The following is a 24,329-nucleotide window of genomic DNA, read 5'->3' on the forward strand; positions in this document are numbered from 1 at the left end:
GCCCTCCAAGTCGTCCCTTAACTATGGCCGGTGTATAGCGCTTTGCCAGCCCGTCCATGGGGCGACCGCTGTTAGAACGGGTCAGAGCAGCACCACATCGTATTGTTCCTGGGAATACATGGACTCCACCTGAAAGCGGATGGTTCGCCCGATGAACGCTTCAAGTTCGGCGACGTTGCCCGATTCTTCATCGAGCAACCGATCCACCACCTTCTGGTTGGCCAGCACGCGATAGCCCTCGGCCTGGTAAGCACGGGCTTCACGAAGGATCTCGCGGAAAATTTCGTAACAGATCGTCTCGGGGGTCTTCAGCTTGCCGCGGCCCTGGCACGCCGCACAGGGCTCACAGAGCACCTGCTCGAGGCTTTCGCGGGTACGCTTGCGGGTCATCTGCACCAGGCCCAGCTCGGTGATGCCGATGATGTTGGTCTTGGCATGATCACGCTCGAGCTGCTTCTCCAGGGTACGCAGGACCTGGCGCTGGTGCTCCTCGTCCTCCATGTCGATGAAGTCGATGATGATGATCCCGCCGATGTTGCGCAGGCGCAGTTGCCGGGCAATCGCGGTGGCCGCCTCGAGGTTGGTCTTGAAGATGGTCTCTTCGAGGTTGCGATGGCCGACGAACGCACCGGTGTTGACGTCGATGGTGGTCATTGCCTCCGCCGGGTCAACCACCAGGTAGCCGCCGGACTTGAGCGGCACCTTGCGCTCCAGGGCGCGCTGGATTTCGTCCTCCACCCCATACAGGTCGAAGATCGGCCGCTCGCCAGGGTAGTGCTCCAGGCGATCGGCGATCTCCGGCATCAATTCGGCCACGAACTGGGTGGTCTTCTGGAAGGTTTCCCGCGAGTCGATGCGGATCTTCTCGATCTTGGGGTTGACCAGGTCGCGCAAGGTCCGCAGCGCCAGGCCGAGGTCCTCGTAGATCACCACGGGCGCTCCGCAGGTCTTGATCTGCGAGCCGATCTGCTCCCACAGGCGGCGCAGGTAGCGGATGTCCTGGAGGATATCCTCTGCGCGAGCGCCCTCTGCGGCGGTGCGCAGGATGAACCCCCCGGCATCCTTCATGTCTTCCTGGGCCATGCAGTCGGTGACCACCTGCTTGAGGCGATCGCGCTCGGCTTCTTCCTCGATCTTGAGCGAGATGCCGACATGGCTGCTGCGCGGCATGTACACCAGGTAACGCGACGGAATCGACAGCTGGGTAGTCAGGCGTGCGCCCTTGCTGCCGATGGGATCCTTGGTGACCTGGACCACCAGTGCCTGGCCTTCGTGGACCAGCGCGGTGATGGTCTCCACGGCCGAGCCTTCGCGCTGGGAGATCTCCGAGGCATGGATGAACGCCGCCCGCTCCAGGCCGATATCGACGAATGCCGCCTGCATGCCCGGCAATACCCGCACTACCTTGCCTTTGTAGATGTTGCCGACGATGCCACGGCGCTGGGTGCGCTCTACATGTACCTCCTGCAGGACTCCGTTCTCCACCACCGCCACGCGTGATTCCATCGGGGTGATGTTGATCAGGATCTCTTCACTCATGGCGCGCTCTCGTCAGTGGTCTGGGGTAATGATGGATTGCTGCGGCGTGGCTGGCTAGCGCTGTGCGGAACCCTCTTGCAGTTGCCAACATGGCACGCCGAATTGCTCGAGCAGTTCGGCGGTTTCACTCAGGGGCAGCCCGACCACGGCCGAGTAGCTGCCCTCGATGCCGCTGACGAACACCGCGCCCAGGCCCTGGATGGCATAGCCACCGGCCTTGTCGACAGGTTCGCCGCTGTCCCAGTAGCGCAGCGCTTCCTCGAAGGAGATGGTGCGAAAACGCACGGTAGTGCTGACGCAGCGGCTGATACTGCGCTGGCCATCGGTCAGCGCCACGGCGGTAAGCACCTGGTGTTCGCGCTTTGACAGGTCGCCGAGCATGGCCAACGCCTGCTCGCGATTCTCTGGCTTGCCAAGGATCTGACCATCGAGCACCACAGTGGTATCGGCGCCCAGTACCACCCCTGCGCCATCGGTGTGGGCGAAGCCCGCAACCGCCTTGGCCTGGGCCAGGCGCTCGACGTAGGCCGCCGGCGCTTCGCCCGGCAACGGGGCTTCATCGATGGGTGCGCTGACGACTGTGAACGGCACCCCGATCTGGGTCAGCAGTTCACGGCGGCGTGGCGAGCCGGAGGCCAGGTACAGCTGAGTCATGTGGACATCTCCCTGTCAGTGGCGGCGCGTCAGTGGATATGCAGGCGACGGCGCAGGCCGCGCAGGGCAAAGCTGACCCACGGCCAGAGCAAGGCGCTGATCACCGCCGACCAGACCAGGGCCAGGGTCGGCAGTCGATTGCCGGTCAGCGCGCTGAGCCACAGCTGGATCAGCTGGGCGATACCGAAGATCACCAGGATCACCAGGCTCTGCTGCCACATGGGGAACATGCGCAGGCGCTGCTGCAACGAAAGCACCAGGAAGGTGATCAGGGTAAGGATCAGGGCGTTCTGGCCAAGCAGCGTGCCGTACAGCACATCCTCGGCCAGGCCAAGCAGGAACGCGGTGGTCATGCCGACCTTGCCCGGCACCGCAAGGGTCCAGAAGGCCAGCAGCAGGGCCAGCCACATGGGCCGGAACACTTCCATGAACTGCGGCATGGGCGAGACGCTGAGCAACAGGCCGATGGCGAAGGTCAGCCAGATGGCCCAGCCGTTTCTGCTACGGGTGCTGGCCATTATTGTCTCCGGGGTTGGGCGGCCGCAGGCGCCGGGGGCACCGCTGCCGGGCTTGGCGCAGGCGCCGCAGCCGCTGGGGCTGCGCCGGGCGCAGGCTGAACCGCGCTACCCGCCGCAGATGCAGCCGGCGTGGCCGGTGCATGGCCGTGGCCAGCGCCTTGACGGTCGGCCTCTTCCTGGGCGATCGCCGCCTCGGTGGCGCGTTCCTCGGGCGTGCGCCGGTCGCTGAACACCAGCAGCATGTAGCGGCTGCGGTTGAGCGCGGCAGTCGGGATGGCACGGACGATGGCGAACGGCTGGCCGGAGTCATGGATCACTTCGTTGACCGTGGCCACCGGGTAGCCCGCCGGGAAACGCTGGCCCATGCCCGAACTGACCAACAGGTCGCCTTCCTTGATGTCGGCGGTGTCGGCCACGTGGCGCAGCTCCAGGCGCTCCGGGTTGCCAGTGCCGCTGGCAATGGCGCGCAGGCCGTTGCGATTGACCTGCACCGGAATGCTGTGGGTGGTGTCGGTAAGCAGCAGTACCCGCGCGGTGTACGGCATCAGCTCGACCACCTGGCCCATCAGGCCACGGGCATCGAGCACAGGCTGGCCGAGGAACACACCATCGCGCTCGCCCTTGTTGATCAGGATACGGTGGGTGAACGGATTGGGGTCGACACCGATGAGCTCGGCGACCTCGACCTTCTCGTTGACCAGCGCCGAAGAGTTGAGCAGCTCACGCAGGCGCACGTTCTGCTCGGTCAGGGCGGCCAGCTTCTGCAGGCGCCCCTGCAGCAGCAGGGCCTCGGTCTTGAGCTTCTCGTTCTCGGCGATCAGTTCGGTGCGGCTGCCGAACTGGCCAGCCACGCCCTGCCACGTGCGCTGCGGCAGGTCGGTGATCCAGTAGGATTCCATCAGCACCAGACCCATCTGGCTGCGCACCGGCTTGAGCAGGTCGAAGCGCGAGTCGACCACCATCAGCGCGACCGACAGCACGACCAGCACGAGCAGGCGAACGCCCAGCGAGGGGCCCTTGGAGAAAAGCGGTTTAATGGGCCGTTCCTCGTGGACGACTCAGGAGGTCATTGGACATGGGGCAATGCACCGGCCTGCTGCGGATTGACGGAAAAGGCGCCCGGGCGGGCGCCAGCACAGCGCTTACAGGTAGCACTGTGCGTGCCACCTGTAAACCTGGACATACACTACTGCATCAGCGATCACTCGCTGGAGAGCAGGTCCATGGCGTGCTTGTCCATCATCTCCAGGGCACGGCCACCGCCGCGGGCGACGCAGGTCAGCGGGTCTTCGGCGACGATCACCGGCAGGCCGGTTTCCTGGGCCAGCAGCTTGTCCAGATCGCGCAGCAGCGCGCCACCACCGGTCAGCACCAGGCCGCGCTCGGCGATGTCCGAGGCCAGCTCCGGCGGCGACTGCTCCAGGGCGCTCTTGACCGCCTGGACGATGGTTGCCAGCGATTCCTGCAGCGCCTCGAGCACTTCGTTGGAATTCAGGGTGAAGGCACGCGGCACGCCCTCGGCCAGGTTGCGGCCACGGACGTCGACTTCGCGCACTTCGCCGCCCGGGTAGGCGGTACCGATTTCCTGCTTGATGCGCTCGGCGGTGGATTCGCCGATCAGGCTGCCGTAGTTGCGGCGCACGTAGGTGACAATGGCTTCGTCGAAGCGGTCGCCGCCGACGCGCACGGATTCGGCGTAGACCACGCCGTTGAGCGAGATCAGGGCGATTTCGGTGGTACCGCCACCGATATCGACGACCATCGAGCCGCGGGCCTCTTCGACCGGCAGGCCGGCACCGATGGCGGCGGCCATGGGCTCTTCGATCAGGAATACTTCACGGGCACCGGCACCGAGGGCCGATTCACGGATGGCGCGGCGCTCGACCTGGGTCGACTTGCACGGCACGCAGATCAGCACGCGTGGGCTGGGCTGCAGGAAGCTGTTCTCATGCACCTTGTTGATGAAGTACTGCAGCATTTTTTCGCAAACGCTGAAGTCGGCGATCACGCCGTCCTTCATCGGACGAATGGCAGCAATGTTGCCGGGGGTGCGGCCCAGCATGCGCTTGGCTTCGGTACCGACTGCGACGACGCTTTTCTGGTTGCCGTGGGTACGGATGGCAACAACCGAGGGCTCATTCAGGACGATACCGCGCTCACGCACGTAGATAAGGGTGTTGGCAGTACCCAGGTCGATGGACAGATCGCTGGAAAACATGCCACGCAGTTTCTTGAACATGGGAAAGTGACCCTGGGGAAAGCGTGGGTAAAAAAGTGCGGCAAACTCTAACAATGGCAGGGATTTTGGGCAAGGAGCCAATATGTTAAATTGGTTGTTTTTCCGAGCATGCCTGCCGATGTTCGCGGCCCTTTGACCGCCAGAATGCCGGCATGTTCCTCATCTGCGGACCCATTCCGTTTTTCGTTTCCCTGGAGATCCCCATGGCGCTTCAACGCTCCGACGTGGAAAAGATCGCCCATCTGGCCCGTCTGGGCCTGAATGAAGGCGAATTGCCACGCATCACCGATGCCTTGAACAGTATTCTCGGGCTGGTCGACCAGATGCAAGCCGTCGACACCTCTGGCATCGAGCCCCTCGCCCACCCGCTGGAAGCCACCCAGCGCCTGCGCCCCGACCAGGTCACCGAAAGCAACCAGCGCGACCGCTACCAGGCCGTCGCCCCGTCGACCGAGAACGGTCTGTACCTGGTTCCGAAAGTCATCGATTAAGGGATAGCGCCTGCCATGCATCAACTCACTCTGGCCGAAATCGCCCGCGGCCTCGCCGACAAGTCGTTCTCCTCGGAAGAACTGACCGGCGTCCTGCTGTCGCGCATCAAGCAGCTCGACCCGCAGCTCAACAGCTTCATCACCGTCACCGAAGCACAGGCCCTGGACCAGGCGCGCGCCGCCGACGCGCGCCGTGCCTCTGGTGAGACCGGCGCGCTGCTGGGTGCGCCGATCGCCCACAAGGACCTGTTCTGCACCAACGGCGTGCGCACCAGCTGCGGCTCGAAGATGCTCGACAACTTCACCGCCCCGTACGACGCCACCGTGGTCGCCAAGCTGGCCGAAGCCGGCATGGTCACCCTGGGCAAGACCAACATGGACGAATTCGCCATGGGCTCGGCCAACGAGTCCAGCCACTACGGCGCGGTGAAGAACCCGTGGAACCTCGAGCACGTGCCCGGCGGTTCGTCCGGCGGCTCGGCCGCCGCCGTGGCCGCGCGCCTGCTGCCGGCCACCACCGGCACCGACACCGGCGGCTCGATCCGCCAGCCGGCAGCCTTCACCAACCTGACCGGCCTCAAGCCGACCTATGGCCGCGTATCGCGCTGGGGCATGATTGCCTACGCCTCGAGCCTCGACCAGGGCGGCCCGCTGGCCCGTACCGCCGAAGACTGCGCCCTGCTGCTGCAAGGCATGGCCGGCTTCGACGCCAAGGACTCGACCTCGGTCGACGAGCCAGTACCGGACTTCAGCGCCAACCTGAACGCCTCGCTGCAAGGCCTGCGCATCGGCCTGCCGAAGGAATACTTCGGCGCCGGCCTCGACCCGCGCATCGCCGACCTGGTCCAGGCCAGCGTCAAGGAGCTGGAAAAGCTCGGCGCGGTGGTCAAGGAAATCAGCCTGCCGAACATGCAGCATGCCATCCCGGCGTACTACGTGATCGCCCCGGCGGAAGCGTCCTCCAACCTGTCGCGCTTCGACGGCGTGCGCTTTGGTCATCGCTGTGAAGATCCGAAAGATCTGACCGACCTGTACAAGCGTTCCCGTGGCGAAGGCTTCGGCGCGGAAGTGCAGCGGCGCATCATGGTCGGTACCTACGCCCTGTCGGCCGGCTACTACGACGCTTACTACGTCAAGGCGCAACAGATCCGCCGCCTGATCAAGAACGACTTCATGGCCGCGTTCGCCGACGTCGACGTGATTCTCGGCCCGACCACGCCGAACCCGGCCTGGAAACTTGGCGCCAAGAGCAGCGATCCGGTCGCCGCCTACCTGGAAGACGTCTACACCATCACCGCCAACCTGGCCGGCCTGCCGGGCCTGTCGATGCCGGCCGGCTTCGTCGACGGCCTGCCGGTGGGCGTGCAACTGCTGGCCCCGTACTTCCAGGAAGGCCGCCTGCTCAACATCGCGCACCGTTACCAGCAAGTCACCGACTGGCACACCCGCGCCCCCAACGGCTTCTGAGGAGTTCACACATGCAATGGGAAGTTGTGATCGGGCTGGAGATTCATACCCAGCTCGCCACCCAGTCGAAGATCTTCTCCGGCAGCGCCACCACCTTCGGCTCCGAGCCGAACACCCAGGCCAGCCTGGTCGACCTGGGGATGCCCGGCGTGCTGCCGGTGCTCAACCAGGAGGCCGTGCGCATGGCGTGCATGTTCGGCCTGGCGATCGATGCCGAGATCGGGCCGCGCAACGTGTTCGCGCGCAAGAACTACTTCTACCCCGACCTGCCCAAGGGCTACCAGATCAGCCAGATGGACCTGCCGATCGTCGGCAAGGGCCACCTGGACATCGCCCTGGAAGACGGCACCATCAAGCGCATCGGCGTGACCCGCGCGCACCTTGAAGAAGATGCCGGCAAGAGCCTGCATGAAGACTTCAACGGCGCCACCGGCATCGACCTGAACCGCGCCGGCACCCCGCTGCTGGAGATCGTCTCCGAGCCGGACATGCGCAGCGCCAAGGAAGCCGTGGCCTACGTCAAGGCCATCCATGCCCTGGTGCGCTACCTGGGCATCTGCGACGGCAACATGGCCGAAGGTTCGCTGCGCTGCGACTGCAACGTGTCGATCCGCCCGAAGGGCCAGACCGAGTTCGGCACCCGCTGCGAGATCAAGAACGTCAACTCGTTCCGTTTCATCGAGCGTGCGATCAACAGCGAGATCCAGCGCCAGATCGACCTGATCGAGGACGGCGGCAAGGTGGTGCAGGAAACCCGCCTGTACGACCCGAACAAGGACGAGACCCGCTCCATGCGCAGCAAGGAGGAAGCCAACGACTACCGTTACTTCCCCGACCCGGACCTGCTGCCGGTGGTCATCGAGCCAGGCTTCCTCGACAGCGTGCGCGCCGCCCTGCCGGAGCTGCCACCACAGAAGGTCGAGCGCTTCCAGAGCCAGTACGGCCTGTCGGCCTATGACGCCAACGTGTTGGCCTCCAGCCGCGAGCAGGCCGACTACTTCGAACAGGTGGTGAAGATCGGCGGCGATGCCAAGCTGGCCGCCAACTGGGTGATGGTGGAACTGGGCAGCCTGCTGAACAAGCTCGGCGTCGAGATCGACCAGTCGCCGGTCAGTGCCGAACACCTCGGCGGCATGCTGCTGCGCATCCGCGACAACACCATCAGCGGCAAGATCGCCAAGACCGTGTTCGAGGCCATGGCCGCTGGCGAAGGCGATGCCGACAGCATCATCGAAAGCCGCGGCCTCAAGCAGGTCACCGATACCGGCGCGATCGACAAGATGCTCGACGAGATGCTCGCCGCCAACGCCGAACAGGTCGAACAGTACCGCGCCGCCGATGAAGCCAAGCGCGGCAAGATGTTCGGCTTCTTCGTCGGCCAGGCGATGAAGGCGTCGAAAGGCAAGGCCAACCCAGGGCAAGTGAACCAATTGCTCAAGGCCAAGCTCGAAGGGTGACCCCAATCGCGGGGCAAGCCCGCTCCCACGCTCTGTCGTGGGAGCGGGCTTGCCCCGCGATCGTCTGCGGCAACACCGGAGTGTCCGACTTGCTAAAACGATCCCTCACCACCCTCACCCTCTTCTCCGTCCTGGCCGGCTGCGCCAGCCACGACATCGACCCCCGCGGTTACAACGAAACCGGCACCGCCTCCTATTACGGCAGCCGCCACCACGGCAAACGCACTGCCAGCGGCGAGCCCTTCAACCAGCATGGCCTCACCGCCGCCCACCGCAGCCTGCCCTTTGGCAGCCGTGTGCTGGTCACCAACCTGGCCAACCAGCGCAGCGTGGTGGTACGCATCAACGATCGTGGCCCACACACCCGCGGCCGGCTGATCGACCTGTCACGCGCCGCCGCAGAAAAAATCGGCATGCTCCGTAGCGGAACCGCGCGAGTCCGGGTACAAGGTCTGAGCGATTGACCTGACTGGAGCCCTCGCCATTTTCGACCTGGCCACCCTCCCCGCCTTCAGCCTGCTGCAACTGGGCCTGGGCCTGCTGCTGATGATCTTCGGTGCCGAGCTGCTGGTACGCGCCGCCCTGCGCCTGGCCAGCCGCCTGCACGTGCGCCCGCTGATCATCGGCCTGAGCCTGGTCGCCTTCGGCAGCACCGCGCCACAGCTGACCGTGAGCCTGCAAGCCGCCTACCAGGGCGCGCCGGATGTCGCGGTGGGCAGCGTCGTGGGCAGCAACATCTTCAACGTGCTGGTGATCCTGGGCCTTGCCGCACTGATCATTCCGTTGCGTGTGTCACGCCAGCTGGTGCGCCTGGATATCCCCCTGATGATCCTCGCCAGCGCCCTGGTCTACCTGCTTGCGCTCAACGGCGAACTGGGGCGGCTGGAAGGCGGCCTGCTGCTGCTCGGCCTGGCCGGTTACCTGGCCATGCTCTGGCATCAGTCGCGCCACTATGCCCGCACCTACCCGGCGCCACGCACCGAGCACGCCAGCCCGCTGCGCTTCTGGAGCGGGGCGCTGCTGCAGATTCTCATGGGCCTGGGGCTGCTGAGCCTGGCGGGTCACCTGGTACTGGAGGCAGCCGTCGAGGTGGCGACTGACCTGGGCCTGTCCGAACGCATCATCGGCCTGACCGTGGTCGCGGTGTGCACTTCGCTGCCGGAACTGGCCGCCGCGCTGATCGCGGCCCTGCGCGGCGAACGGGAGATCGCCGTGGGTACGGTGATCGGCAGCAACCTGTTCAACCTGCTGGCGGTGCTGGGGCTGACGGCAGTGACCACCCCCGCCCCCTTGTCGATTTCACCCAATGCACTGGACTTCGACCTGCCGGTGATGCTCGGCGTCGCCGCGCTGTGCCTGCCAGTGTTCTATTCCGGCTACCGGGTCACCCGCGCCGAAGGCCTGGTGTTCCTGTGTCTTTACCTGGCCTACGGACTGCACGTGGTGACCTTCACCACCGGCCTGCCATTGGCCGGACGCCTCGAACAACTGATGCTGTTCTATGTAATGCCAGTGCTCGGGGTCGTGCTGCTGTACACGACAGTGCGCGCCTGGCGCCGCCAACACTAAGGAAAACAACATGGCTGACAACAAACAGACCGGTGAAAGCATTCGTCGCCAGGTAATGGGCGATGCCTTCGTCGATCGAGCCCTGGGCAATGCAACGGCGTTCACCCAACCGCTGCAGGACTTCGTCAACGAACATGCATGGGGCAGCGTCTGGGCTCGCGACGGGTTGCCGCTGAAGACCCGCAGCCTGATCACCCTGGCCACGCTGACCGCGCTCAAGTGCCCGCAGGAACTCAAGGGCCACGTGCGTGGGGCGTTGAACAATGGCTGCACGGTCGAGGAGATTCGCGAGGCGTTGCTGCATTGCGCGGTGTATGCCGGGGTGCCGGCGGCGATCGATGCGTTTCGCGCGGCGCAGGAAGTGATCGACAGCTATCAGGCGAGTACCGCGGATTAAACGGTAAAACGCCAGAGGCTCATGGAGATCCCCTGGCGCCCGTCAAGACGACCTGCCTCAACCAACCGGCCGCAGGCCCTGGCTCATCCCGAACAGAAACAGTAAAAGATCATGATCCGGCTGAGCCTGCGCCTGGTCAGCCTTCACCACACGAGGCAACGGGCACTGCCCACCCTCCCCGGCCTTGCTGAACACCATGGGCCGCGGCTGGTCCCAGGCTGCCGCCGCAGCGGTGGTCACCGCCAACGCCGCAACCAGGAACAAAGCTCGAGCGATTTCTAGTTTCATTGCTCTAAACCTTTGACAGCGCTGCCAAACGCCATTTGGTAAAAGTAGAGCAAGGTCTGCCACTCCGCCTCGTTGAACGACGAGTGGCGGCGCAATTGACGCAGGTCGTTGTACGCCGCTCGCTGGCAACTGATCCGTCGCCGACATTTCTCCAGATCCAGCAACGCGACTTCCACCCGCGCCTGCTCCCCCTCGCCAAGCACCTTGACGAACACATGCTTGCCGTACAGGCAACCATGCTGCCAATGCCCCAGGTGCATGCGCGCCAGGTTGTCGGCCAGATCCTTGAGCATGCGCTCGTGCACCGCCTGCGGATAATGCTCGCGAGCTCCCGAGGCATGCCAGGCATCGAGATCGACAAAGCCATCGAGTGCCTCGCTGACCAGCAACGCACGCCACTGGTGATCGGCGTCACGCTCGGCACCGGCATAGACGATACGCGGCACCCGCACGCCCAACTGCTCGAAACTGTGCAATGCGTCGAGTTCGCGCAACACCGTGGGGCGCCCGAAAGGATGCAGGAGGCTGCGGTAGATATGCCCGACCTGGCGTTTGGCATACAGCATATGGCCATGGTCATCGCTCAGCCGCTGCACGCCACTTTCGCCGCCACGCCGCTGGTTGGGTTCCTCGACCCATTCCCCTTGCTGCTGCCAGTAATAGTCGAACTGCCTGGAATGATGCTGGGCTACCGCCATGACTCTTTACCCCTTGCGCAATACGTACACTCGCCACATGGCATAGAACGGCAGAAAGTCGAGACGTTCCTGAATTCTGAAGCCTGCTGAGGAAAACTCTTCTTCCACTGTAGCCGCAGGTAACACAAATCGGTTCTGGTAGCTGTCCTGCGTGGCTTTGGCACTGCGCCGCGCTTCGAGCTTGCGCCGGCGCCAGGCCTTGAAATTGCCATCCACCCACAGCGACAGGATCACGCTGTCGCGGCTAACCCTTTGGAATTCCGAGAGAATTGTCTTGCGATGCGCAGGGTCGCCAATGTGATGGAACAAGCGCATGCAGAAAATGCTGTCCACCGAGTTGTCCGGCAGGTCAATGGCAAAGGCGGAAGTCTGCAAGGGCCGTACCCGTGCGACGACTTCTGGCGGTTGTGCCGCACAGGCTGTCTCGATCATCGCGGCGGAGTTGTCTGCACCGATGATCACCCGGTTGGCCTTTTCCGCCAGCAGCGGCCAGAAACGCCCGGCGCCACAAGGCAGGTCGAGCACCAGCCCTGGCTCGCCAGCCAACGCCAGGGCGCGCCGGGCCAGTTGCTCGTCGCGCTGGTGGGAAAGGCGTCGAGCCAGGCCATCCTGATGCTTGAGGAAGTACTGGCGGGCATGATCCCGATCGTACTTGTCCGAGAATTCGAGTTTGATGGGGCTACGCATTGAGCATCTCCTGACTCCAGTGCGCCCACCTTAGGCAGGTGGGCGTTAGCGTCAGGTCATGCCGATGTGAAAAATCTGTAGGAAAGTTCCGCAGGTGTTACCGGAAGTTAACCCGGATCCAATATCCCGCCACGCCCTTCGCCGTGCTGCGCCGTCGGATTGCCCTGGCTCAGATCGACCTGGAAACGACAGCCGTGGGGCAGCGTCGCCGTCAGGGTCACGCGCCAGCCCTGGTCGTCGCAGATGCGCTGGACCAGCGACAGGCCCAACCCCAACCCCTCGCCGCGACGCTCATCACCGCGCACGAATGGCCGGAACATCGCCTCGCGCTGTTCTTCGGGAATCCCCACGCCACTGTCTTCCACACTGAAGCCATTGGCCTCCAGGCTGAGGCGGATGTATCCACTGTCGGTGTAGTGGGCGGCATTGCGTAGCAGGTTGCCCATCACCGATTGCAGGAAGGTGGCGTTGTACAGCACCGGGCTGGCACTGACCTGGCCATCGTAGTAAAGCGCCAGGCCTTTCTGCTCGATGGTATCGCGCCATACCCCGATCAAGTCGTCGCCCACCTCGCGCAGGGGCGCCCGCGAAGCGATTGCACCTTCATCGCGCTGGGCCCGGGCAAGCATCAGGAAGGTTTTCACCAACTCACGCATCTCCTCGGTCGCCCGGGCGATACGTTCGACCTGGCTGCGAGCGCGGCTCTCGAGGTTGGGGTTTTCCATCAGCAGCTCGCATGAGGTGGCGAGGACCATCAGCGGCGTACGCAGCTCGTGGCTGACATCGCTGGTGAACAAGCGCTCACGGGTCAAGGCATCACGCAGGCGCCCCAAGGTATCGTCGAAGGCGACGGCCAACTGGCCGACCTCATCCGCGGCATAATCCGGTGCCAATGGCGGTGCCAATCCCAACAGCTGGTCACGGTGACGGACCTGGCGCGCCAGGCGGATCACCGGCGCCATCACCCGTCGCGCCAGCAACCAGCCGAGAATCACCGCAAGGGCCAGGCTGAGCACGAAGCCGACCACGACAACGGCGAACAACACCCGCTCGCGCTCCTCGAAATCGCTCTGGTCCTGCAACAGCACATAACGTCGGCCGTCGACGATCTCGACCATGGCGTGGTACGAGAGCTGGTCGCGAAACACTTCGTGGAAGCCGGCGTCCAGGTGGCGCAGGTCCTTGGGCAGCTCGAAATCGTCTCGCCCGCCACTGAAGTAGAACAACTGGTCGGGGCGTGGCCGGTGGCTCCAGTCGCTGACGCTGTCCATGCGCAACAGGCGCTGCAGGTCGCCGCCGAGTACCGAAGAGATCAACCGCTCTTCGACCAGGTGCACCGTGGCGACAATGCCAAAGGCAAAGGCCCCGGCCACCAGCGCGCTCATCAGCGCAAAGGCGATGATGATGCGCTGGGCAAGGCTCTGCTTAAACTCCATCGCGGCCCTCGGCGAGGCGATAGCCGACGCCATGGACGGTATGCAACAGCGGTCTGTCGAAGGGTTTGTCGATGACCTGGCGCAACTGGTGGACATGGCTGCGCAGGCTGTCGCTGTCCGGGCAGTCGTCGCCCCACAGCGCCTCTTCCAGCACCTCGCGACGCAGGACGTGGGGGCTCTTCTGCATCAGCACGGCCAGCAGCTTGAGGCCGACGGGGTTGAGCTTGAGCAGGCGGCCCTGGCGGGTCACCTCCAGGGTGTCGAGGTCGTAGCTCAGGTCGGCGACCTGCAACGAGCGCCGGCCGCCCCCTTGCGCACGCCGCAGCACCGCCTCGATACGCGCGGCCAGCTCCGACAGCGCGAACGGCTTGAGCAGGTAATCGTCGGCCCCCGAGCGGAAGCCTTGCAGGCGGTCGTCCAGCTGGTCGCGGGCGGTAAGCATGATCACCGGCGTGTCGCGGCGGGCATCCTCGCGCAGGCGCTTGCACAGCGTGTAGCCGTCGATGCCCGGCAACATGATGTCGAGCACGATCAGGTCGTAGTGTTCGGTCGCGGCCAGGTGCAGGCCGGACAGGCCATCCTGGGCACAATCGACGGTGTAGCCCTTCATGCCGAGGTAGTCGGCCAGGTTGGCCAGAATATCGCGGTTGTCTTCAACCAAAAGAATGCGCATCGAGATCTCCTGTGCGGCGCTTCGCCGGGCGCGGCAGGCGCAGCTTACGGCCATTTGCCCGCATGGTGCCATGCCCTGGGTCGAAATCACCGGACTTGACAGTTTTTTCACCGATCATTCACGAACACAGGATAGCGGCCCAACGACAATGCCTCGTCTCTTACACCTTCTGGAGTCACCATGCAGGCTAGCGTCCCCCCTCGCCCGATCAATTTGTGGCTGTACCTGGGCATCCCCTTCATCACTGTCGTGACCCTGGTCCTGCTGGAATGGACCTCGCTGGACATGGACCTGGCCAACCTGTTCTACGACCCGGCCGCCGGCGGGTTCATCGGCCGCCATAGCTATGTGCTGGAAAATATCCTGCATGACCGCGTCAAGCAGGGTGTGATCCTGTTCGGTCTACTGGCAGTGGCCGGGTTCGCCCTGAGCTTCTTCTGGAGCCGGCTGCTGGGCTGGCGCCGCGAGTTGGGTTGCCTGGTACTGGCGCTGGCGCTGTCGACGGCCTTCGTCACGCCGCTGAAGAAGGTGACCCAGGTGCAATGCCCGTGGAGCCTGACGCAGTTCGGCGGCAAGGAGACCTACAGCAAGTTGCTCGAAGCCCGCCCGGCTACCGACAAGCCTGGCCTGTGCTGGCCCGGTGGGCATGCGGCGACCGGGTTCTGCCTGTTCGGCCTGTTCTTCATGCTGCGTGACCGCAAGCCACGCCTGGCCCGGGTCGCGCTGGCAGTGGCCTTCGTCGCCGGCTCGGTGCTGTCGATCGGGCGGATGATGCAGGGGGCGCACTTCCTGTCGCACAACATATGGACGGCGGTGTTCTGCTGGCTGATCGGGCTGGGATCGTACTACCTGATTCTGTATCGCCACGCGACGGCCAAGCTACCTGCCGTCGAGCGCAGCGCAGCCTGATCCCTGGCAGGCACAGGAAAACGAAGAAGCCCCGGTTCTCACGAACCGGGGCTTCTTCTTGGTACCGGGGGTAAGGCTGGCTTACATCATGCCGCCCATGCCACCCATGCCGCCCATGTCAGGCATGCCAGCAGCTGGCTTGTCTTCCGGCAGGTCGGCAACCATGGCTTCGGTGGTGATCATCAGACCACCGATCGAAGCTGCGGCTTGCAGGGCCGAACGGGTGACCTTGGCTGGGTCCAGGATGCCCATCTCGATCATGTCGCCGTACTCGCCGGTAGCGGCGTTGTAACCGAAGTTACCCGAACCTTGCTTGACCTTGTCAGCAACAACGCTTGGCTCGTCGCCGGCGTTGGCAGTGATCTGGCGCAGCGGCGCTTCGACAGCGCGACGCAGCAGGGCGATACCGACGTTCTGGTCTTCGTTGTCGCCTTTCAGGGCAACGATCGCGTTCAGGGCGCGAACCAGGGCAACACCACCGCCAGGCACCACGCCTTCTTCAACGGCTGCACGGGTAGCGTGCAGGGCGTCTTCGACGCGGGCTTTCTTCTCTTTCATCTCGACTTCGGTGCCTGCACCGACCTTGATCACGGCAACACCGCCAGCCAGCTTGGCCAGGCGCTCTTGCAGCTTCTCACGGTCGTAGTCCGAAGTGGTGTCGGCAACCTGGGCGCGGATCTGGGTGACGCGAGCCTGGATGTCGGACTCTTCGCCAGCACCGTCGATGATGGTGGTGTTTTCCTTGGACAGGATGACGCGCTTGGCGTTACCCAGGTGCTCCAGGGTGGCGGTTTCCAGGGACAGGCCGATCTCTTCGGAGATCACGGTGCCGCCGGTCAGGACAGCGATGTCCTGCAGCATGGCCTTGCGGCGATCGCCGAAGCCTGGCGCCTTGACTGCGGCGACCTTGACGATGCCGCGCATGTTGTTGACCACCAGGGTAGCCAGGGCTTCGCCTTCGACGTCCTCGGCAACGATCAGCAGCGGACGGCCGGCCTTGGCAACGGCTTCCAGAACTGGCAGCAGCTCACGGATGTTGGAGATCTTCTTGTCGACCAGCAGCAGCAGGGCGCCTTCCAGCTCGGCAACCATGGTGTCCGGCTTGTTGACGAAGTACGGCGACAGGTAGCCGCGGTCGAACTGCATACCTTCGACGACGGACAGTTCGTTTTCCAGGCCCGAGCCTTCTTCAACGGTGATCACGCCTTCCTTGCCGACTTTTTCCATAGCTTCGGCGATGATTTCACCGATGGAGTTGTCGGAGTTGGCGGAGATGGTGCCTACCTGGGCGATGGCCTTGGAGTCGGCGCATGGCTTGGACAGGTTCTTCAGCTCGGCGACGACGGCGGCGGTGGCCTTGTCGATGCCGCGCTTGAGGTCCATCGGGTTCATGCCGGCAGCGACGGCTTTCAGGCCTTCGTTGACGATGGCCTGGGCCAGAACGGTAGCGGTGGTGGTGCCGTCACCGGCAGCGTCGTTGGCCTTGGAAGCGACTTCCTTGACCAACTGGGCGCCCATGTTCTCGAAAGCGTCTTTCAGCTCGATTTCTTTGGCGACGGAAACGCCGTCCTTGGTGATGGTCGGCGCGCCGAAGCTCTTGGCCAGGACCACGTTGCGGCCTTTCGGGCCGAGGGTCGCTTTTACCGCGTCAGCCAGAACGTTGACACCAACCAGCATTTTCTTACGGGCGGAATCGCCGAATTTTACGTCTTTAGCAGCCATGATCGTTTAATCCTTGGAATTCTTTGGAATAACGGGAAGTCGGGGAAATCAGCCTTCGATAACGGCCAGGATTTCGTTCTCGGCCATGACCAGCAGGTCTTCGCCGTCGACTTTCACGGTGTTGCTGCCCGAGTAAGGGCCGAAAACCACTTTGTCACCCACTTTCACGGCCAGCGCACGTACTTCGCCGTTGTCCAGGATACGACCGGTACCGACGGCAACGACTTCACCGCGGTTTGGTTTTTCAGCGGCCGAACCCGGCAGGACGATACCGCCAGCGGTTTTCGATTCTTCTTCGCTGCGACGGATGACGACGCGGTCATGCAGAGGACGAAGCTTCATTGTCGATCTCTCCCAAATTGTGGTTTTCATCGGCCGGTGTCAGCACCGGCGGGTTGATTCGATCCGGCGTTGCCGGGGGGTGGCCCGCAATGGGCGAACCACCTGTGTCATGTCTGGTGTCGCCACCAGAAACCTTGCGGTGACCACATACATGAGGCCGGGATATTCGATTACAAGGCTTGCTACAGAAAAATTTTCATAAGGTGTGAGAGTCATCGTGGGAACGGGCTTGCCCTGCGATCAGGGCGACTGGCCCCATCGCGGGGCAAGCCCGCTCCCACGCATGAACACGCCTTACTTGTCGCGACGCTCGTACTCGCCCTCGATCACGTTCGGGCGGTGCCCGGCGTCACGCGGCTGGGCCTGGAACGGATCATCCTGGAACGCCCGCTGACGCAGGGCCTGCTCTTCGGCGCGGCGGCGCAGGCGGCCGGCCACCAGGCGGCGGGTGAACGGCAGCAGGCACAGCAGGCCCAGCACGTCACTGATGAAGCCCGGCAGCAGCAACAGGCCGCCACCGACGGTGAGCATCAAGCCCTGGAACATGTCCTCGGCCGGCAGTTCGCCGCGCTGCAGGCTCTCCCGGGCACGCAGGGCGGTGGCAAGGCCTGCCACGCGCATCACCAGCACACCCAGGGCAGAACCGGCGATGATCAACAGCAGCGCCGGAAAGAAACCGATGGCCGCGCTGACCTTGACGAAGACGAACAGCTCCAGCACGGGGAAAAGCAGAAACAACAATAGAAAAGCACGCATCAAGGGTTCCTCGACGGAAGAGAATCTTCCTGTAAGACCATCAGATGGATGCCTCTACGCCGGTTTTCAACCCTCGACGCTTTCCACAACCGGCCACTGGTCAGCGCGAGCCAGTAATACCAAGGCTTCGCGGACTTGTGTCGGCGTATTGCAAATGCTCGGGAAAGCCAGCCAGTACACCCCCTGGCCAATACGCAGGTGCATGCCTTCGCTGTCGATGCCGACCAGCTCGGCGGGCGCGCCGCGCGGCAGCCCGGTCAGCTCGACGTAGTGGGCGATGGCGTTGGCATGGTCGCTGTTCATGTGCTCGATCATGCTGGTCTCGGCCTTGCCCGCAAAGGGGTTGGCCAGCGTGACCTGGTCGAGCCAGTGGATCGCGCCGAAGCCGCCGATGTAGCGGTGGCGTACCGGCTCGAGTACCCAGAAGTCGAAATCGTGAGCCTTGTGGTAGTTGGCCGACTCGGGGAAGTACCGGTAATAACGGCTCGCTGCGGCTTCGATGGCCGCTTCGTCGGTAAGCTTGCGGGCCTCGGCCATTACCGTCAGCCGCCCCACCGCCTGGACATCCTCGGCCTCGCGCTCGCCAACCAGCATCGAGCACTTGGGATCCTTCTGCAGGTTATGGGTGTGCTGGGCGATGCGGCTGATGAGGATCAGCGGATGGCCATCGGCGTCGAGGCAGTACGGCACCACCGAACCGAAGGGGAACCCGGGCATCGATTTGGAATGGGTGGAGAGGACGCCGCGGTACTCTTTGAGCAGCAGTTCCCGGGCGGGGCGAAGGGCGTTGGTACTCACTGTAGGGCTCCTGGCGGCGGACTGGATGGGTGACAAGATAAGCATTATCACCCACCACTGCCACTGGGTCTGCTGCGCAGACCATCGCCGGCTCCCACAGGAGTCGAAGTGCCCCCGTGGGAGCCGGCTTGCCGGCGATGGGGCGCGGAGCGCCCCTGCGATCTACCAGGTAACGCCGAACCCGGCGGTATAGCGGGTCTTGTCCAGGTCGCTGTCGCGGGTGCCCTTGATCAGGTCCTTCTCCGCCTTGAGGTTGAGCGAGGCCCACTCGGTCACCTTGTAGCGCAGGCCCATCTCGGCATCCAGCGAGTAGTCGGCCACGCCGCCCAGCGGCTTGCCGAATTCGCCATTGGTGAAGAACTCGACCTTCTTGCCGATCAGGTAACGGTTGTAGTCCCACTTCACCGCGGCGGAATAGAAGTTGTCCTTGCCACCGTCGCGGTATTCGAAGTCGGTGCGGTTGATCAGCGAACCCAGCGAGAACGCGCCGAGCTCGTCATCCCAGAACTGATAGCCCGGGCCGGTACCGACGGTACGCTGGCGGGCCAGATCCTCGATATGGTCGCGCTTGTATTCCACGCGCCCCTGCCAGAACCACTTCTCGGTGATGAAGCGGTCCAGCGCGTACTCGGCGCTCCAGTTGTTGGTGGTGGTGACGTCGTCCTTGGTCTCGCGGTTGTATTCGCCCTCGGCGTTGTGCCGCCAGCGGCCATGGCGGGCGGTGGTCTTGAAGCTGACGTCATAGTCGTCGGTGTTGTTCTCGGCGCGCTTGTAGTCCATTGCCACATCGACGTTGCCCTTCCACAGGAAGTCCTCGAGCACCGGACGCGGCTTCATGATCTGCTCGATGCTGGCCAGCTCGACGGTCTTCGGCGCGTCGCCGTTGGCCAGGGTCACCTTGCCAGGTTCGGCGGCCTTCAGCGCCTTGGCCTTCTCGCCGCTGTAGGCATCTTGCTTGACCAGCAGTTCCTGATCGCTTTCCAGCGTCTTTACCTGCTTCCAGTCGAGGGCGATCGAACCGCCATAGGGAGTCTCCAGCAGCAGCTTGCCGCCGTCGAAGACCTTGATCTTGCCGCTCAGGCGGTCACCGTTCTTCATCCACACGGTGTCGGCGAGCACGGGCGTGCAAAGGGACGCAGCGATGAGGCACAGCAGGGTTCTAGAAGACATAAGCGCAATATGGGTTCGATTCGACGAAAAAGCCGGGCATTATCCAGATACCGACAACCTGAGCAAGGACAGACCCAGCCCATGCCGATGAGTTCCACTCGCATTTGCCGCAGCCTTCTGTCCGGTTTCATCTGCAGCACAGGAATCCTCTGATGTCCGCCCTCGATCCGCCCGCGGAGCAAAATGCACAAGCCCGACGAATGGCACTGTATTCCGTCCTCGGCCAGGTACCACCGGGAAAGGTCGTCAGCTACGGCCAATTGGCCGAGCTTGCAGGCCTTGGCCGCGCGGCGCGGTGGGTCGGGCGCACACTTTCGCAGCTACCCCAGGACACCCGCCTGCCCTGGCACCGGGTATTGGGCGCGGGTGGCAGGCTGAGCCTGGCCCTGGGCACGCCGTCGGGCGACGAACAACGCGCCCGGCTGCGCGCAGAAGGCGTGAATGTGGCCAATAATCGTGTGGATATGGCGCGCCATGGCTGGCGTCCGATGGAGCACAGCGGTTAGAGTGCGCGCTTTGTTTTCGCAAACCTTGAGGCAGATGTTGGCCCATGCCCCGTAAAACCTGGCGCGCTGCGCTCGCTGCCTATGCCAGCCCGTCAACTCTGGTGCTTTTGCTGCTCGGATTCGCCGCCGGCCTGCCGTACATGCTGGTGTTCTCGACGCTGTCGGTGTGGCTGCGCGAAGCCGGCGTGGCTCGCGAGACCATCGGCTATGCCAGCCTGATCGGCCTCGCCTACGCGTTCAAATGGGTCTGGTCGCCGCTGCTCGACCAGTGGCGCCTGCCGCTGCTCGGCGGCATGGGCCGGCGCCGTTCGTGGCTGCTGCTGTCGCAACTGCTGGTGGTGCTCGGGCTGGTCGGCATGGGCTTCTGCGACCCGCAGAAACACCTGTCGTGGCTGGTCGCCCTGGCGGTACTGGTGGCCTTCGCCTCGGCGACCCAGGACATCGCCGTCGACGCCTACCGCCTGGAAATCGCCGATGACCAGCGCCAGGCTGCCCTGGCTGCCAGCTACATGGCCGGCTACCGGGTCGCCGCCCTGCTTGCCACCGCCGGTGCGCTGTTCTTCGCCGAGTGGTTCGGCTCCACCGGTTTCAGCTACCTGCACGAAGCCTGGACCGGCACCTACGTACTGTTCGGCGTGCTGATGCTGCCTGCGGTGTTCACCACCCTGGTGATGCGTGAGCCACCGGTACCACTGCGCACCCAGCTGTCGGCCGCGCGCTATGGCTTGATGCACCAGCTGGCGTCGGTGTTCGTGCTGATCATCCTGCTGGTCTCGGTGCCGGCCAGTTTCACCCAGATGTTCAACACCGACTGGGGCAGCGTGGCGTTCGGCGACGCGACCATGCTCGACCTGCTGCTCGAAGACCGCGCCTTCCTGCGCCTGATCCTCTATGTGCTGCTGACCTGGGCGTGCCTGTCGTCCCTCGGTCGTCGCGGCCTCGCGCCGGTGCTCACGCCGGTCAACGACTTCATCGTGCGCTATCGCTGGCAGGCCCTGCTGTTGCTCGGGCTGATCGCCACCTACCGCATGTCCGATACGGTGATGGGCGTGATGGCCAACGTGTTCTACATCGACATGGGCTTCACCAAGGACCAGATCGCCAGCGTCAGCAAGATCTTCGGTTTGATCATGACCCTGGTTGGCGCCGGCGCCGGCGGCCTGCTGATCGTGCGCTTCGGCATCCTGCCGATCCTGTTCATCGGCGGCGCGGCCTCGGCAGCCACCAACATCCTGTTCCTGATGCTGGCCGACATGGGCCCGAACCTGGAAATGCTGGTGGTCACCATCTCGCTGGACAACTTCAGTTCGGGGCTCGCCACCTCGGCCTTCGTCGCCTACCTGTCGAGTCTGACCAACCTGAAGTTCTCGGCCACCCAGTACGCCCTGCTCAGCTCGATCATGCTGTTGCTGCCACGCCTGATCGGCGGCTATTCCGGGGTCATGGTGGAGAAGTTCGGTTATCACGACTTCTTCCTGATCACCGCACTGCTGGGCGTGCCGACGCTGGTACTGATCGCGCTGCACTGGCGCCAGGAAGTCGGTCGGGGAAAGCCGGCGCCGGTGGAGAGCCCGGCGGCTGAACAACACTAGGCCGTCATCGGCCTTATCGCGGGGCAAGTCGGATCGGCGCATCGCCGCTCCGACTTGCCCCGCGATGTTTCTACTGCGTCACAGCGCCTTCCCCGGAGCGCCCGCCCACCACGAACCATAACGGCCACAGCGCCAACGCACCCGCCACGCCCGCGGCCAGGGCAAAATGCATCAGGCTGGCCCCGGCACCCAGCATCGCCAACACCGCACCGCCCAGGCCCAGCAAGGCGATGGTGATCATCCCCAGCATCGCCGACACCAGGCCCTTGCTCTGCTCGCTGGAGAACAGCGTCATGCGGTACAGCACCGCGTTGGCCACGCCGAGGCCCAGCGCGTACAGCGACATGCCGGCCACCACACTGGTCACCGTCGGCCAGAGCCAGGTGGCCACGGCCATCAGCGACAAGCCCGCCAGGTAAGGCCACAGGGCGCCACGCACCAAGGCCGGCAGCGGGTAGCGATCGGCGATGCGGTTGATGATCAGGTTGCCCAGGATCAGCCCGCCGAACACCGGCAATTGCCACAACGCGTATTCCATCGTGCTCAGGCCTTCATCATGGATCAGCAGCACAGGTGACAGGCCGATCCAGCCGATAAGAGGCAACCCCACCAGCCCCAGCGCCGCGCTACCGGCCACGAAACGACGGTTGCCCAGCAACTGCCCGTAGCCCGCCAGCAATGGCAGCAGGTGAATGGGCGTGAACGGCAGGCGCGAACCGTCGCGACGCTCCACGCCCAGGGTTTCCGGCATCAGCCGGTAGAGCAGCAACCAGCACAGCACCGCGCCCACGGCGAAGGCCACGAACAGCCAGCGCCAGTCCAGCCACTGCAGCATCAGGGTGCCCACCAGTGGTCCAAGCAACGGCGACAGCAGCGCGATGTTGGCCAGCAGCGCCATCATGCGCACCGCATCAGCTTCGCTGAATGCCTCGTTGAGCGCCGGGTAGCTGACCGTGACCACGAAACCCAGGCCGATGCCCTGCAACAGCCGCAGCAGGTTGAACACACCGATATCCTGGGCCCAGAAGGTCGCCAGGCACGCCAGCCCGAAGAACACACAGCCCCCCAGCAACAGCGGGCGCCGCCCATAGCGGTCGGCCAACGGGCCGATCAGCCATTGCAACAGCACGCCACCCAGCAGGTAGAGGTTGAGGGCATGGGGAATGTATTCGGGGCTGGCCTGGAGATCGCCGACCACGACCGGCATGGCGGGCATGACCGCGTCGCTGGCCAGATAGGTCAACAGTTCGAACAGCGCCAGAGTCAGGCCGAACAGCAAGGCGCGCAGGGGAGTGATGTACAGCAATGGTTTCATGATCGGTATCGGGTGGGAACAGATGGGGGTCAGGCTGTATGCCAGAAATCATCTGCTGCGGCTGTGAACAAGTGTAAGGCGCTGCAAAGCAGCGCGGGGCAAGCCCGCTCCCACAAGCGCGCTGGCGGCCTTGTGAGAGCGGGCTTGCCCCGCGATGGGAGTTTTGACGCAGTGTTACTGTACCGCCGCTTCCTGCACCACGCGAATCACTCGCTGCGGAAACGGAATGTCGATCCCTTCGGCCTTGAGCCGGTCGCGGGCATGCTCGTTGAGCATGAACATCACGTCCCAGTAGTCAGCGGTCTTGGTCCAGATGCGCAGCGACACGGTGATCGAGCTGTCACCCAGGGTCGAAATCACCGCCTGCGGCGCCGGGTCCTGCAGTACACGCGGATCCTGGGCCAGCTCCAGCAGCACATTGCGCGCCTTCTGCAGGTCGGCGTCGTAGTCCACGCCCACATCGAACACCACCTTGCGGGTCGGCTGGCGGTTGGTGTTGGTGATGATGCCGTTGGACAGGCTGCCGTTAGGCATGATCACGGTCTTGTTGTCGCCGGTGCGCAGCACGGTGTGGAAGATCTGGATGCTGTCCACGGTGCCACTGACACCTTGGGCCTCGATCCAGTCACCGATACGGAACGGGCGGAACATCAGGATCAGCACACCGCCGGCGAAGTTCGCCAGGCTGCCTTGCAAGGCCAGGCCGATGGCCAGGCCGGCGGCACCGATGGCGGCGACGAACGAGGTGGTCTCGATACCGATCATCGACGCCACGCTGACCATCAGCAGCACCTTCAGCACGATGTTGGCCAGGGTGCTGATGAAGCCCTGCAGCGCGGCGTCGGCACGCAGGCCCACCAGCTTGCCAAGACGGGCACTGAGCTTGTTGATGATCCACCAGCCGATGGCCAGTGTCAGCAGCGCCAGCAACAGGCGGCTGCCGTACTCCATGATCAAGGGAACCCAGGTCTGCGATTGGCGAACCAGCTGATCGACTTCAGCGTTCAAATCCATGTTTATCTCCTGATGCCGAACGGCAAGTACACAGTGAAGCGGGCAGCGCAAAGCCAGCGGCCCGGACCCCGATGGACATCAATGCGCCATCA

Annotated in this window: 26 protein-coding genes; 9 read left to right on the forward strand and 17 right to left on the reverse strand. The window is 64.1% G+C overall.

Features of this window, described 5'->3' with window-relative positions; translation table 11 throughout:
- Positions 1-81: 81 nt before the first annotated feature.
- The 5 genes from rng to mreB all read right to left on the reverse strand — a co-directional run bounded on the left by rng (position 82) and on the right by mreB (position 4,950).
- The gene (gene rng / locus AAHK21_RS08670) at positions 82-1,539 is read right to left on the reverse strand and encodes a ribonuclease G (protein WP_046856978.1); all 1,458 of its coding nucleotides are present in this window, start codon (positions 1,537-1,539) and stop codon (positions 82-84) included.
- A 54-nt stretch (positions 1,540-1,593) separates the two neighbouring features.
- Positions 1,594-2,193 carry a nucleoside triphosphate pyrophosphatase gene (locus AAHK21_RS08675; protein ID WP_367857012.1) on the reverse strand — a complete coding sequence of 200 codons (600 nt, stop codon included), beginning with the start codon at positions 2,191-2,193 and terminating at the stop codon, positions 1,594-1,596.
- A gap of 29 nt (positions 2,194-2,222) precedes the next feature.
- Positions 2,223-2,711 carry a rod shape-determining protein MreD gene (gene mreD / locus AAHK21_RS08680; RefSeq protein ID WP_046856980.1) on the reverse strand — a complete coding sequence of 163 codons (489 nt, stop codon included), beginning with the start codon at positions 2,709-2,711 and terminating at the stop codon, positions 2,223-2,225.
- Positions 2,711-3,748: a rod shape-determining protein MreC gene (gene mreC, locus AAHK21_RS08685; RefSeq protein ID WP_367858972.1), complete on the reverse strand. Its 1,038-nt coding sequence runs from the start codon at positions 3,746-3,748 to the stop codon at positions 2,711-2,713. Before mreC ends, mreD begins: the two co-directional genes overlap by 1 nt.
- 164 nt (positions 3,749-3,912) lie before the next feature.
- Positions 3,913-4,950, reverse strand: a complete 1,038-nt coding sequence (gene mreB, locus AAHK21_RS08690) for a rod shape-determining protein MreB (RefSeq protein WP_003255163.1) — start codon at positions 4,948-4,950, stop codon at positions 3,913-3,915.
- 203 nt (positions 4,951-5,153) lie between these two features.
- Here mreB and gatC point away from each other — a divergent pair, with 203 nt between their 5' ends.
- The 6 genes from gatC (at position 5,154) to AAHK21_RS08720 (ending at position 10,331) form a co-directional block, all read left to right on the forward strand.
- On the forward strand, positions 5,154-5,441 hold the full coding sequence (gatC, locus tag AAHK21_RS08695; protein WP_023631156.1) for an Asp-tRNA(Asn)/Glu-tRNA(Gln) amidotransferase subunit GatC: 288 nt from the start codon (positions 5,154-5,156) through the stop codon (positions 5,439-5,441).
- 15 nt (positions 5,442-5,456) lie between these two features.
- On the forward strand, positions 5,457-6,908 hold the full coding sequence (gene gatA / locus AAHK21_RS08700) for an Asp-tRNA(Asn)/Glu-tRNA(Gln) amidotransferase subunit GatA (RefSeq protein WP_367857013.1): 1,452 nt from the start codon (positions 5,457-5,459) through the stop codon (positions 6,906-6,908).
- Between the two features lie 11 nt (positions 6,909-6,919).
- A complete protein-coding gene (gatB, locus tag AAHK21_RS08705; protein ID WP_023631154.1) occupies positions 6,920-8,365 on the forward strand; it encodes an Asp-tRNA(Asn)/Glu-tRNA(Gln) amidotransferase subunit GatB in 1,446 nt (481 codons plus the stop codon).
- 89 nt (positions 8,366-8,454) lie between these two features.
- Complete coding sequence (locus tag AAHK21_RS08710; RefSeq protein ID WP_110993455.1) at positions 8,455-8,829, forward strand: septal ring lytic transglycosylase RlpA family protein; 375 nt, start codon at positions 8,455-8,457, stop codon at positions 8,827-8,829.
- A gap of 61 nt (positions 8,830-8,890) precedes the next feature.
- Positions 8,891-9,934: a calcium/sodium antiporter gene (locus tag AAHK21_RS08715; RefSeq protein WP_082120478.1), complete on the forward strand. Its 1,044-nt coding sequence runs from the start codon at positions 8,891-8,893 to the stop codon at positions 9,932-9,934.
- Positions 9,935-9,944: 10 nt separating this feature from the next.
- Positions 9,945-10,331, forward strand: coding sequence for a carboxymuconolactone decarboxylase family protein (locus AAHK21_RS08720; RefSeq protein ID WP_046856983.1), 387 nt, complete (start codon positions 9,945-9,947; stop codon positions 10,329-10,331).
- Positions 10,332-10,388: 57 nt separating this feature from the next.
- On the opposite strand, the gene AAHK21_RS08725 is transcribed toward AAHK21_RS08720, so the two are convergent.
- The 5 genes from AAHK21_RS08725 to colR all read right to left on the reverse strand — a co-directional run bounded on the left by AAHK21_RS08725 (position 10,389) and on the right by colR (position 14,113).
- Positions 10,389-10,619 (reverse strand): hypothetical protein, encoded by a 231-nt coding sequence (locus AAHK21_RS08725; protein WP_367857014.1) that lies wholly within the window; start codon positions 10,617-10,619, stop codon positions 10,389-10,391.
- Positions 10,616-11,317 carry a lipopolysaccharide kinase InaA family protein gene (locus tag AAHK21_RS08730; RefSeq protein ID WP_046856984.1) on the reverse strand — a complete coding sequence of 234 codons (702 nt, stop codon included), beginning with the start codon at positions 11,315-11,317 and terminating at the stop codon, positions 10,616-10,618. The genes AAHK21_RS08725 and AAHK21_RS08730 overlap by 4 nt, the downstream gene beginning before the upstream one ends.
- 6 nt (positions 11,318-11,323) lie before the next feature.
- Positions 11,324-12,004 carry a class I SAM-dependent methyltransferase gene (locus AAHK21_RS08735; protein ID WP_046856985.1) on the reverse strand — a complete coding sequence of 227 codons (681 nt, stop codon included), beginning with the start codon at positions 12,002-12,004 and terminating at the stop codon, positions 11,324-11,326.
- 107 nt (positions 12,005-12,111) lie between these two features.
- Positions 12,112-13,440 (reverse strand): sensor histidine kinase, encoded by a 1,329-nt coding sequence (locus AAHK21_RS08740; RefSeq protein ID WP_367857015.1) that lies wholly within the window; start codon positions 13,438-13,440, stop codon positions 12,112-12,114.
- Entirely contained in the window at positions 13,430-14,113 is a 684-nt protein-coding gene (gene colR / locus AAHK21_RS08745; protein ID WP_367857016.1) for a two-component system response regulator ColR, read from the reverse strand. The genes AAHK21_RS08740 and colR overlap by 11 nt, the downstream gene beginning before the upstream one ends.
- Positions 14,114-14,293: 180 nt before the next feature.
- On the opposite strand from colR, the gene AAHK21_RS08750 reads away from it, so the two are divergent.
- Positions 14,294-15,022: a phosphatase PAP2 family protein gene (locus AAHK21_RS08750; RefSeq protein WP_046856988.1), complete on the forward strand. Its 729-nt coding sequence runs from the start codon at positions 14,294-14,296 to the stop codon at positions 15,020-15,022.
- 81 nt (positions 15,023-15,103) lie between these two features.
- Here the strand turns inward: AAHK21_RS08750 and groL are convergent, their stop codons facing one another.
- The 5 genes from groL to AAHK21_RS08775 form a co-directional block, all read right to left on the reverse strand.
- On the reverse strand, positions 15,104-16,744 hold the full coding sequence (gene groL / locus AAHK21_RS08755) for a chaperonin GroEL (RefSeq protein ID WP_367857017.1): 1,641 nt from the start codon (positions 16,742-16,744) through the stop codon (positions 15,104-15,106).
- A 48-nt stretch (positions 16,745-16,792) separates the two neighbouring features.
- Positions 16,793-17,086 (reverse strand): co-chaperone GroES, encoded by a 294-nt coding sequence (locus tag AAHK21_RS08760; RefSeq protein ID WP_003260750.1) that lies wholly within the window; start codon positions 17,084-17,086, stop codon positions 16,793-16,795.
- A 294-nt stretch (positions 17,087-17,380) separates the two neighbouring features.
- Positions 17,381-17,842 carry an FxsA family protein gene (locus tag AAHK21_RS08765; RefSeq protein WP_367857018.1) on the reverse strand — a complete coding sequence of 154 codons (462 nt, stop codon included), beginning with the start codon at positions 17,840-17,842 and terminating at the stop codon, positions 17,381-17,383.
- A 66-nt stretch (positions 17,843-17,908) separates the two neighbouring features.
- Positions 17,909-18,640, reverse strand: a complete 732-nt coding sequence (locus AAHK21_RS08770) for a HugZ family protein (RefSeq protein WP_046856991.1) — start codon at positions 18,638-18,640, stop codon at positions 17,909-17,911.
- A gap of 162 nt (positions 18,641-18,802) precedes the next feature.
- On the reverse strand, positions 18,803-19,810 hold the full coding sequence (locus AAHK21_RS08775) for a DUF481 domain-containing protein (protein ID WP_046856992.1): 1,008 nt from the start codon (positions 19,808-19,810) through the stop codon (positions 18,803-18,805).
- A gap of 152 nt (positions 19,811-19,962) precedes the next feature.
- Between AAHK21_RS08775 and AAHK21_RS08780 the strand changes: the two genes are divergently transcribed.
- Both AAHK21_RS08780 and AAHK21_RS08785 read left to right on the forward strand, forming a co-directional pair.
- Complete coding sequence (locus AAHK21_RS08780; RefSeq protein WP_367857019.1) at positions 19,963-20,316, forward strand: MGMT family protein; 354 nt, start codon at positions 19,963-19,965, stop codon at positions 20,314-20,316.
- A 44-nt stretch (positions 20,317-20,360) separates the two neighbouring features.
- Positions 20,361-21,908 (forward strand): AmpG family muropeptide MFS transporter, encoded by a 1,548-nt coding sequence (locus AAHK21_RS08785; protein ID WP_367857020.1) that lies wholly within the window; start codon positions 20,361-20,363, stop codon positions 21,906-21,908.
- Positions 21,909-21,978: 70 nt separating this feature from the next.
- On the opposite strand, the gene AAHK21_RS08790 is transcribed toward AAHK21_RS08785, so the two are convergent.
- Both AAHK21_RS08790 and AAHK21_RS08795 read right to left on the reverse strand, forming a co-directional pair.
- A complete protein-coding gene (locus tag AAHK21_RS08790) occupies positions 21,979-23,223 on the reverse strand; it encodes an MFS transporter (RefSeq protein ID WP_367857021.1) in 1,245 nt (414 codons plus the stop codon).
- 174 nt (positions 23,224-23,397) lie between these two features.
- Positions 23,398-24,237 (reverse strand): mechanosensitive ion channel family protein, encoded by an 840-nt coding sequence (locus AAHK21_RS08795; RefSeq protein ID WP_110700437.1) that lies wholly within the window; start codon positions 24,235-24,237, stop codon positions 23,398-23,400.
- Positions 24,238-24,329: the final 92 nt, after the last annotated feature.

Origin of the sequence: Pseudomonas sp. TE50-2, from assembly GCF_040813665.1 — a bacterium.
Taxonomy (GTDB): Bacteria; Pseudomonadota; Gammaproteobacteria; order Pseudomonadales; family Pseudomonadaceae; genus Aquipseudomonas; species Aquipseudomonas soli.

Excerpts from the sequence above, each read along its gene's own strand:
- rng (WP_046856978.1), bottom strand. The coding sequence starts at position 1,539 with ATGAGTGAAGAGATCCTGATCAACATCACCCCGATGGAATCACGCGTG.
- AAHK21_RS08675 (WP_367857012.1), bottom strand. The coding sequence starts at position 2,193 with ATGACTCAGCTGTACCTGGCCTCCGGCTCGCCACGCCGCCGTGAACTG.
- mreD (WP_046856980.1), bottom strand. The coding sequence starts at position 2,711 with ATGGCCAGCACCCGTAGCAGAAACGGCTGGGCCATCTGGCTGACCTTC.
- mreB (WP_003255163.1), bottom strand. The coding sequence starts at position 4,950 with ATGTTCAAGAAACTGCGTGGCATGTTTTCCAGCGATCTGTCCATCGAC.
- gatC (WP_023631156.1), top strand. The coding sequence starts at position 5,154 with ATGGCGCTTCAACGCTCCGACGTGGAAAAGATCGCCCATCTGGCCCGT.
- gatA (WP_367857013.1), top strand. The coding sequence starts at position 5,457 with ATGCATCAACTCACTCTGGCCGAAATCGCCCGCGGCCTCGCCGACAAG.
- gatB (WP_023631154.1), top strand. The coding sequence starts at position 6,920 with ATGCAATGGGAAGTTGTGATCGGGCTGGAGATTCATACCCAGCTCGCC.
- AAHK21_RS08720 (WP_046856983.1), top strand. The coding sequence starts at position 9,945 with ATGGCTGACAACAAACAGACCGGTGAAAGCATTCGTCGCCAGGTAATG.
- AAHK21_RS08725 (WP_367857014.1), bottom strand. The coding sequence starts at position 10,619 with ATGAAACTAGAAATCGCTCGAGCTTTGTTCCTGGTTGCGGCGTTGGCG.
- AAHK21_RS08730 (WP_046856984.1), bottom strand. The coding sequence starts at position 11,317 with ATGGCGGTAGCCCAGCATCATTCCAGGCAGTTCGACTATTACTGGCAG.
- AAHK21_RS08735 (WP_046856985.1), bottom strand. The coding sequence starts at position 12,004 with ATGCGTAGCCCCATCAAACTCGAATTCTCGGACAAGTACGATCGGGAT.
- AAHK21_RS08740 (WP_367857015.1), bottom strand. The coding sequence starts at position 13,440 with ATGGAGTTTAAGCAGAGCCTTGCCCAGCGCATCATCATCGCCTTTGCG.
- colR (WP_367857016.1), bottom strand. The coding sequence starts at position 14,113 with ATGCGCATTCTTTTGGTTGAAGACAACCGCGATATTCTGGCCAACCTG.
- AAHK21_RS08750 (WP_046856988.1), top strand. The coding sequence starts at position 14,294 with ATGCAGGCTAGCGTCCCCCCTCGCCCGATCAATTTGTGGCTGTACCTG.
- groL (WP_367857017.1), bottom strand. The coding sequence starts at position 16,744 with ATGGCTGCTAAAGACGTAAAATTCGGCGATTCCGCCCGTAAGAAAATG.
- AAHK21_RS08760 (WP_003260750.1), bottom strand. The coding sequence starts at position 17,086 with ATGAAGCTTCGTCCTCTGCATGACCGCGTCGTCATCCGTCGCAGCGAA.
- AAHK21_RS08765 (WP_367857018.1), bottom strand. The coding sequence starts at position 17,842 with ATGCGTGCTTTTCTATTGTTGTTTCTGCTTTTCCCCGTGCTGGAGCTG.
- AAHK21_RS08775 (WP_046856992.1), bottom strand. The coding sequence starts at position 19,810 with ATGTCTTCTAGAACCCTGCTGTGCCTCATCGCTGCGTCCCTTTGCACG.
- AAHK21_RS08780 (WP_367857019.1), top strand. The coding sequence starts at position 19,963 with ATGTCCGCCCTCGATCCGCCCGCGGAGCAAAATGCACAAGCCCGACGA.
- AAHK21_RS08785 (WP_367857020.1), top strand. The coding sequence starts at position 20,361 with ATGCCCCGTAAAACCTGGCGCGCTGCGCTCGCTGCCTATGCCAGCCCG.
- AAHK21_RS08790 (WP_367857021.1), bottom strand. The coding sequence starts at position 23,223 with ATGAAACCATTGCTGTACATCACTCCCCTGCGCGCCTTGCTGTTCGGC.
- AAHK21_RS08795 (WP_110700437.1), bottom strand. The coding sequence starts at position 24,237 with ATGGATTTGAACGCTGAAGTCGATCAGCTGGTTCGCCAATCGCAGACC.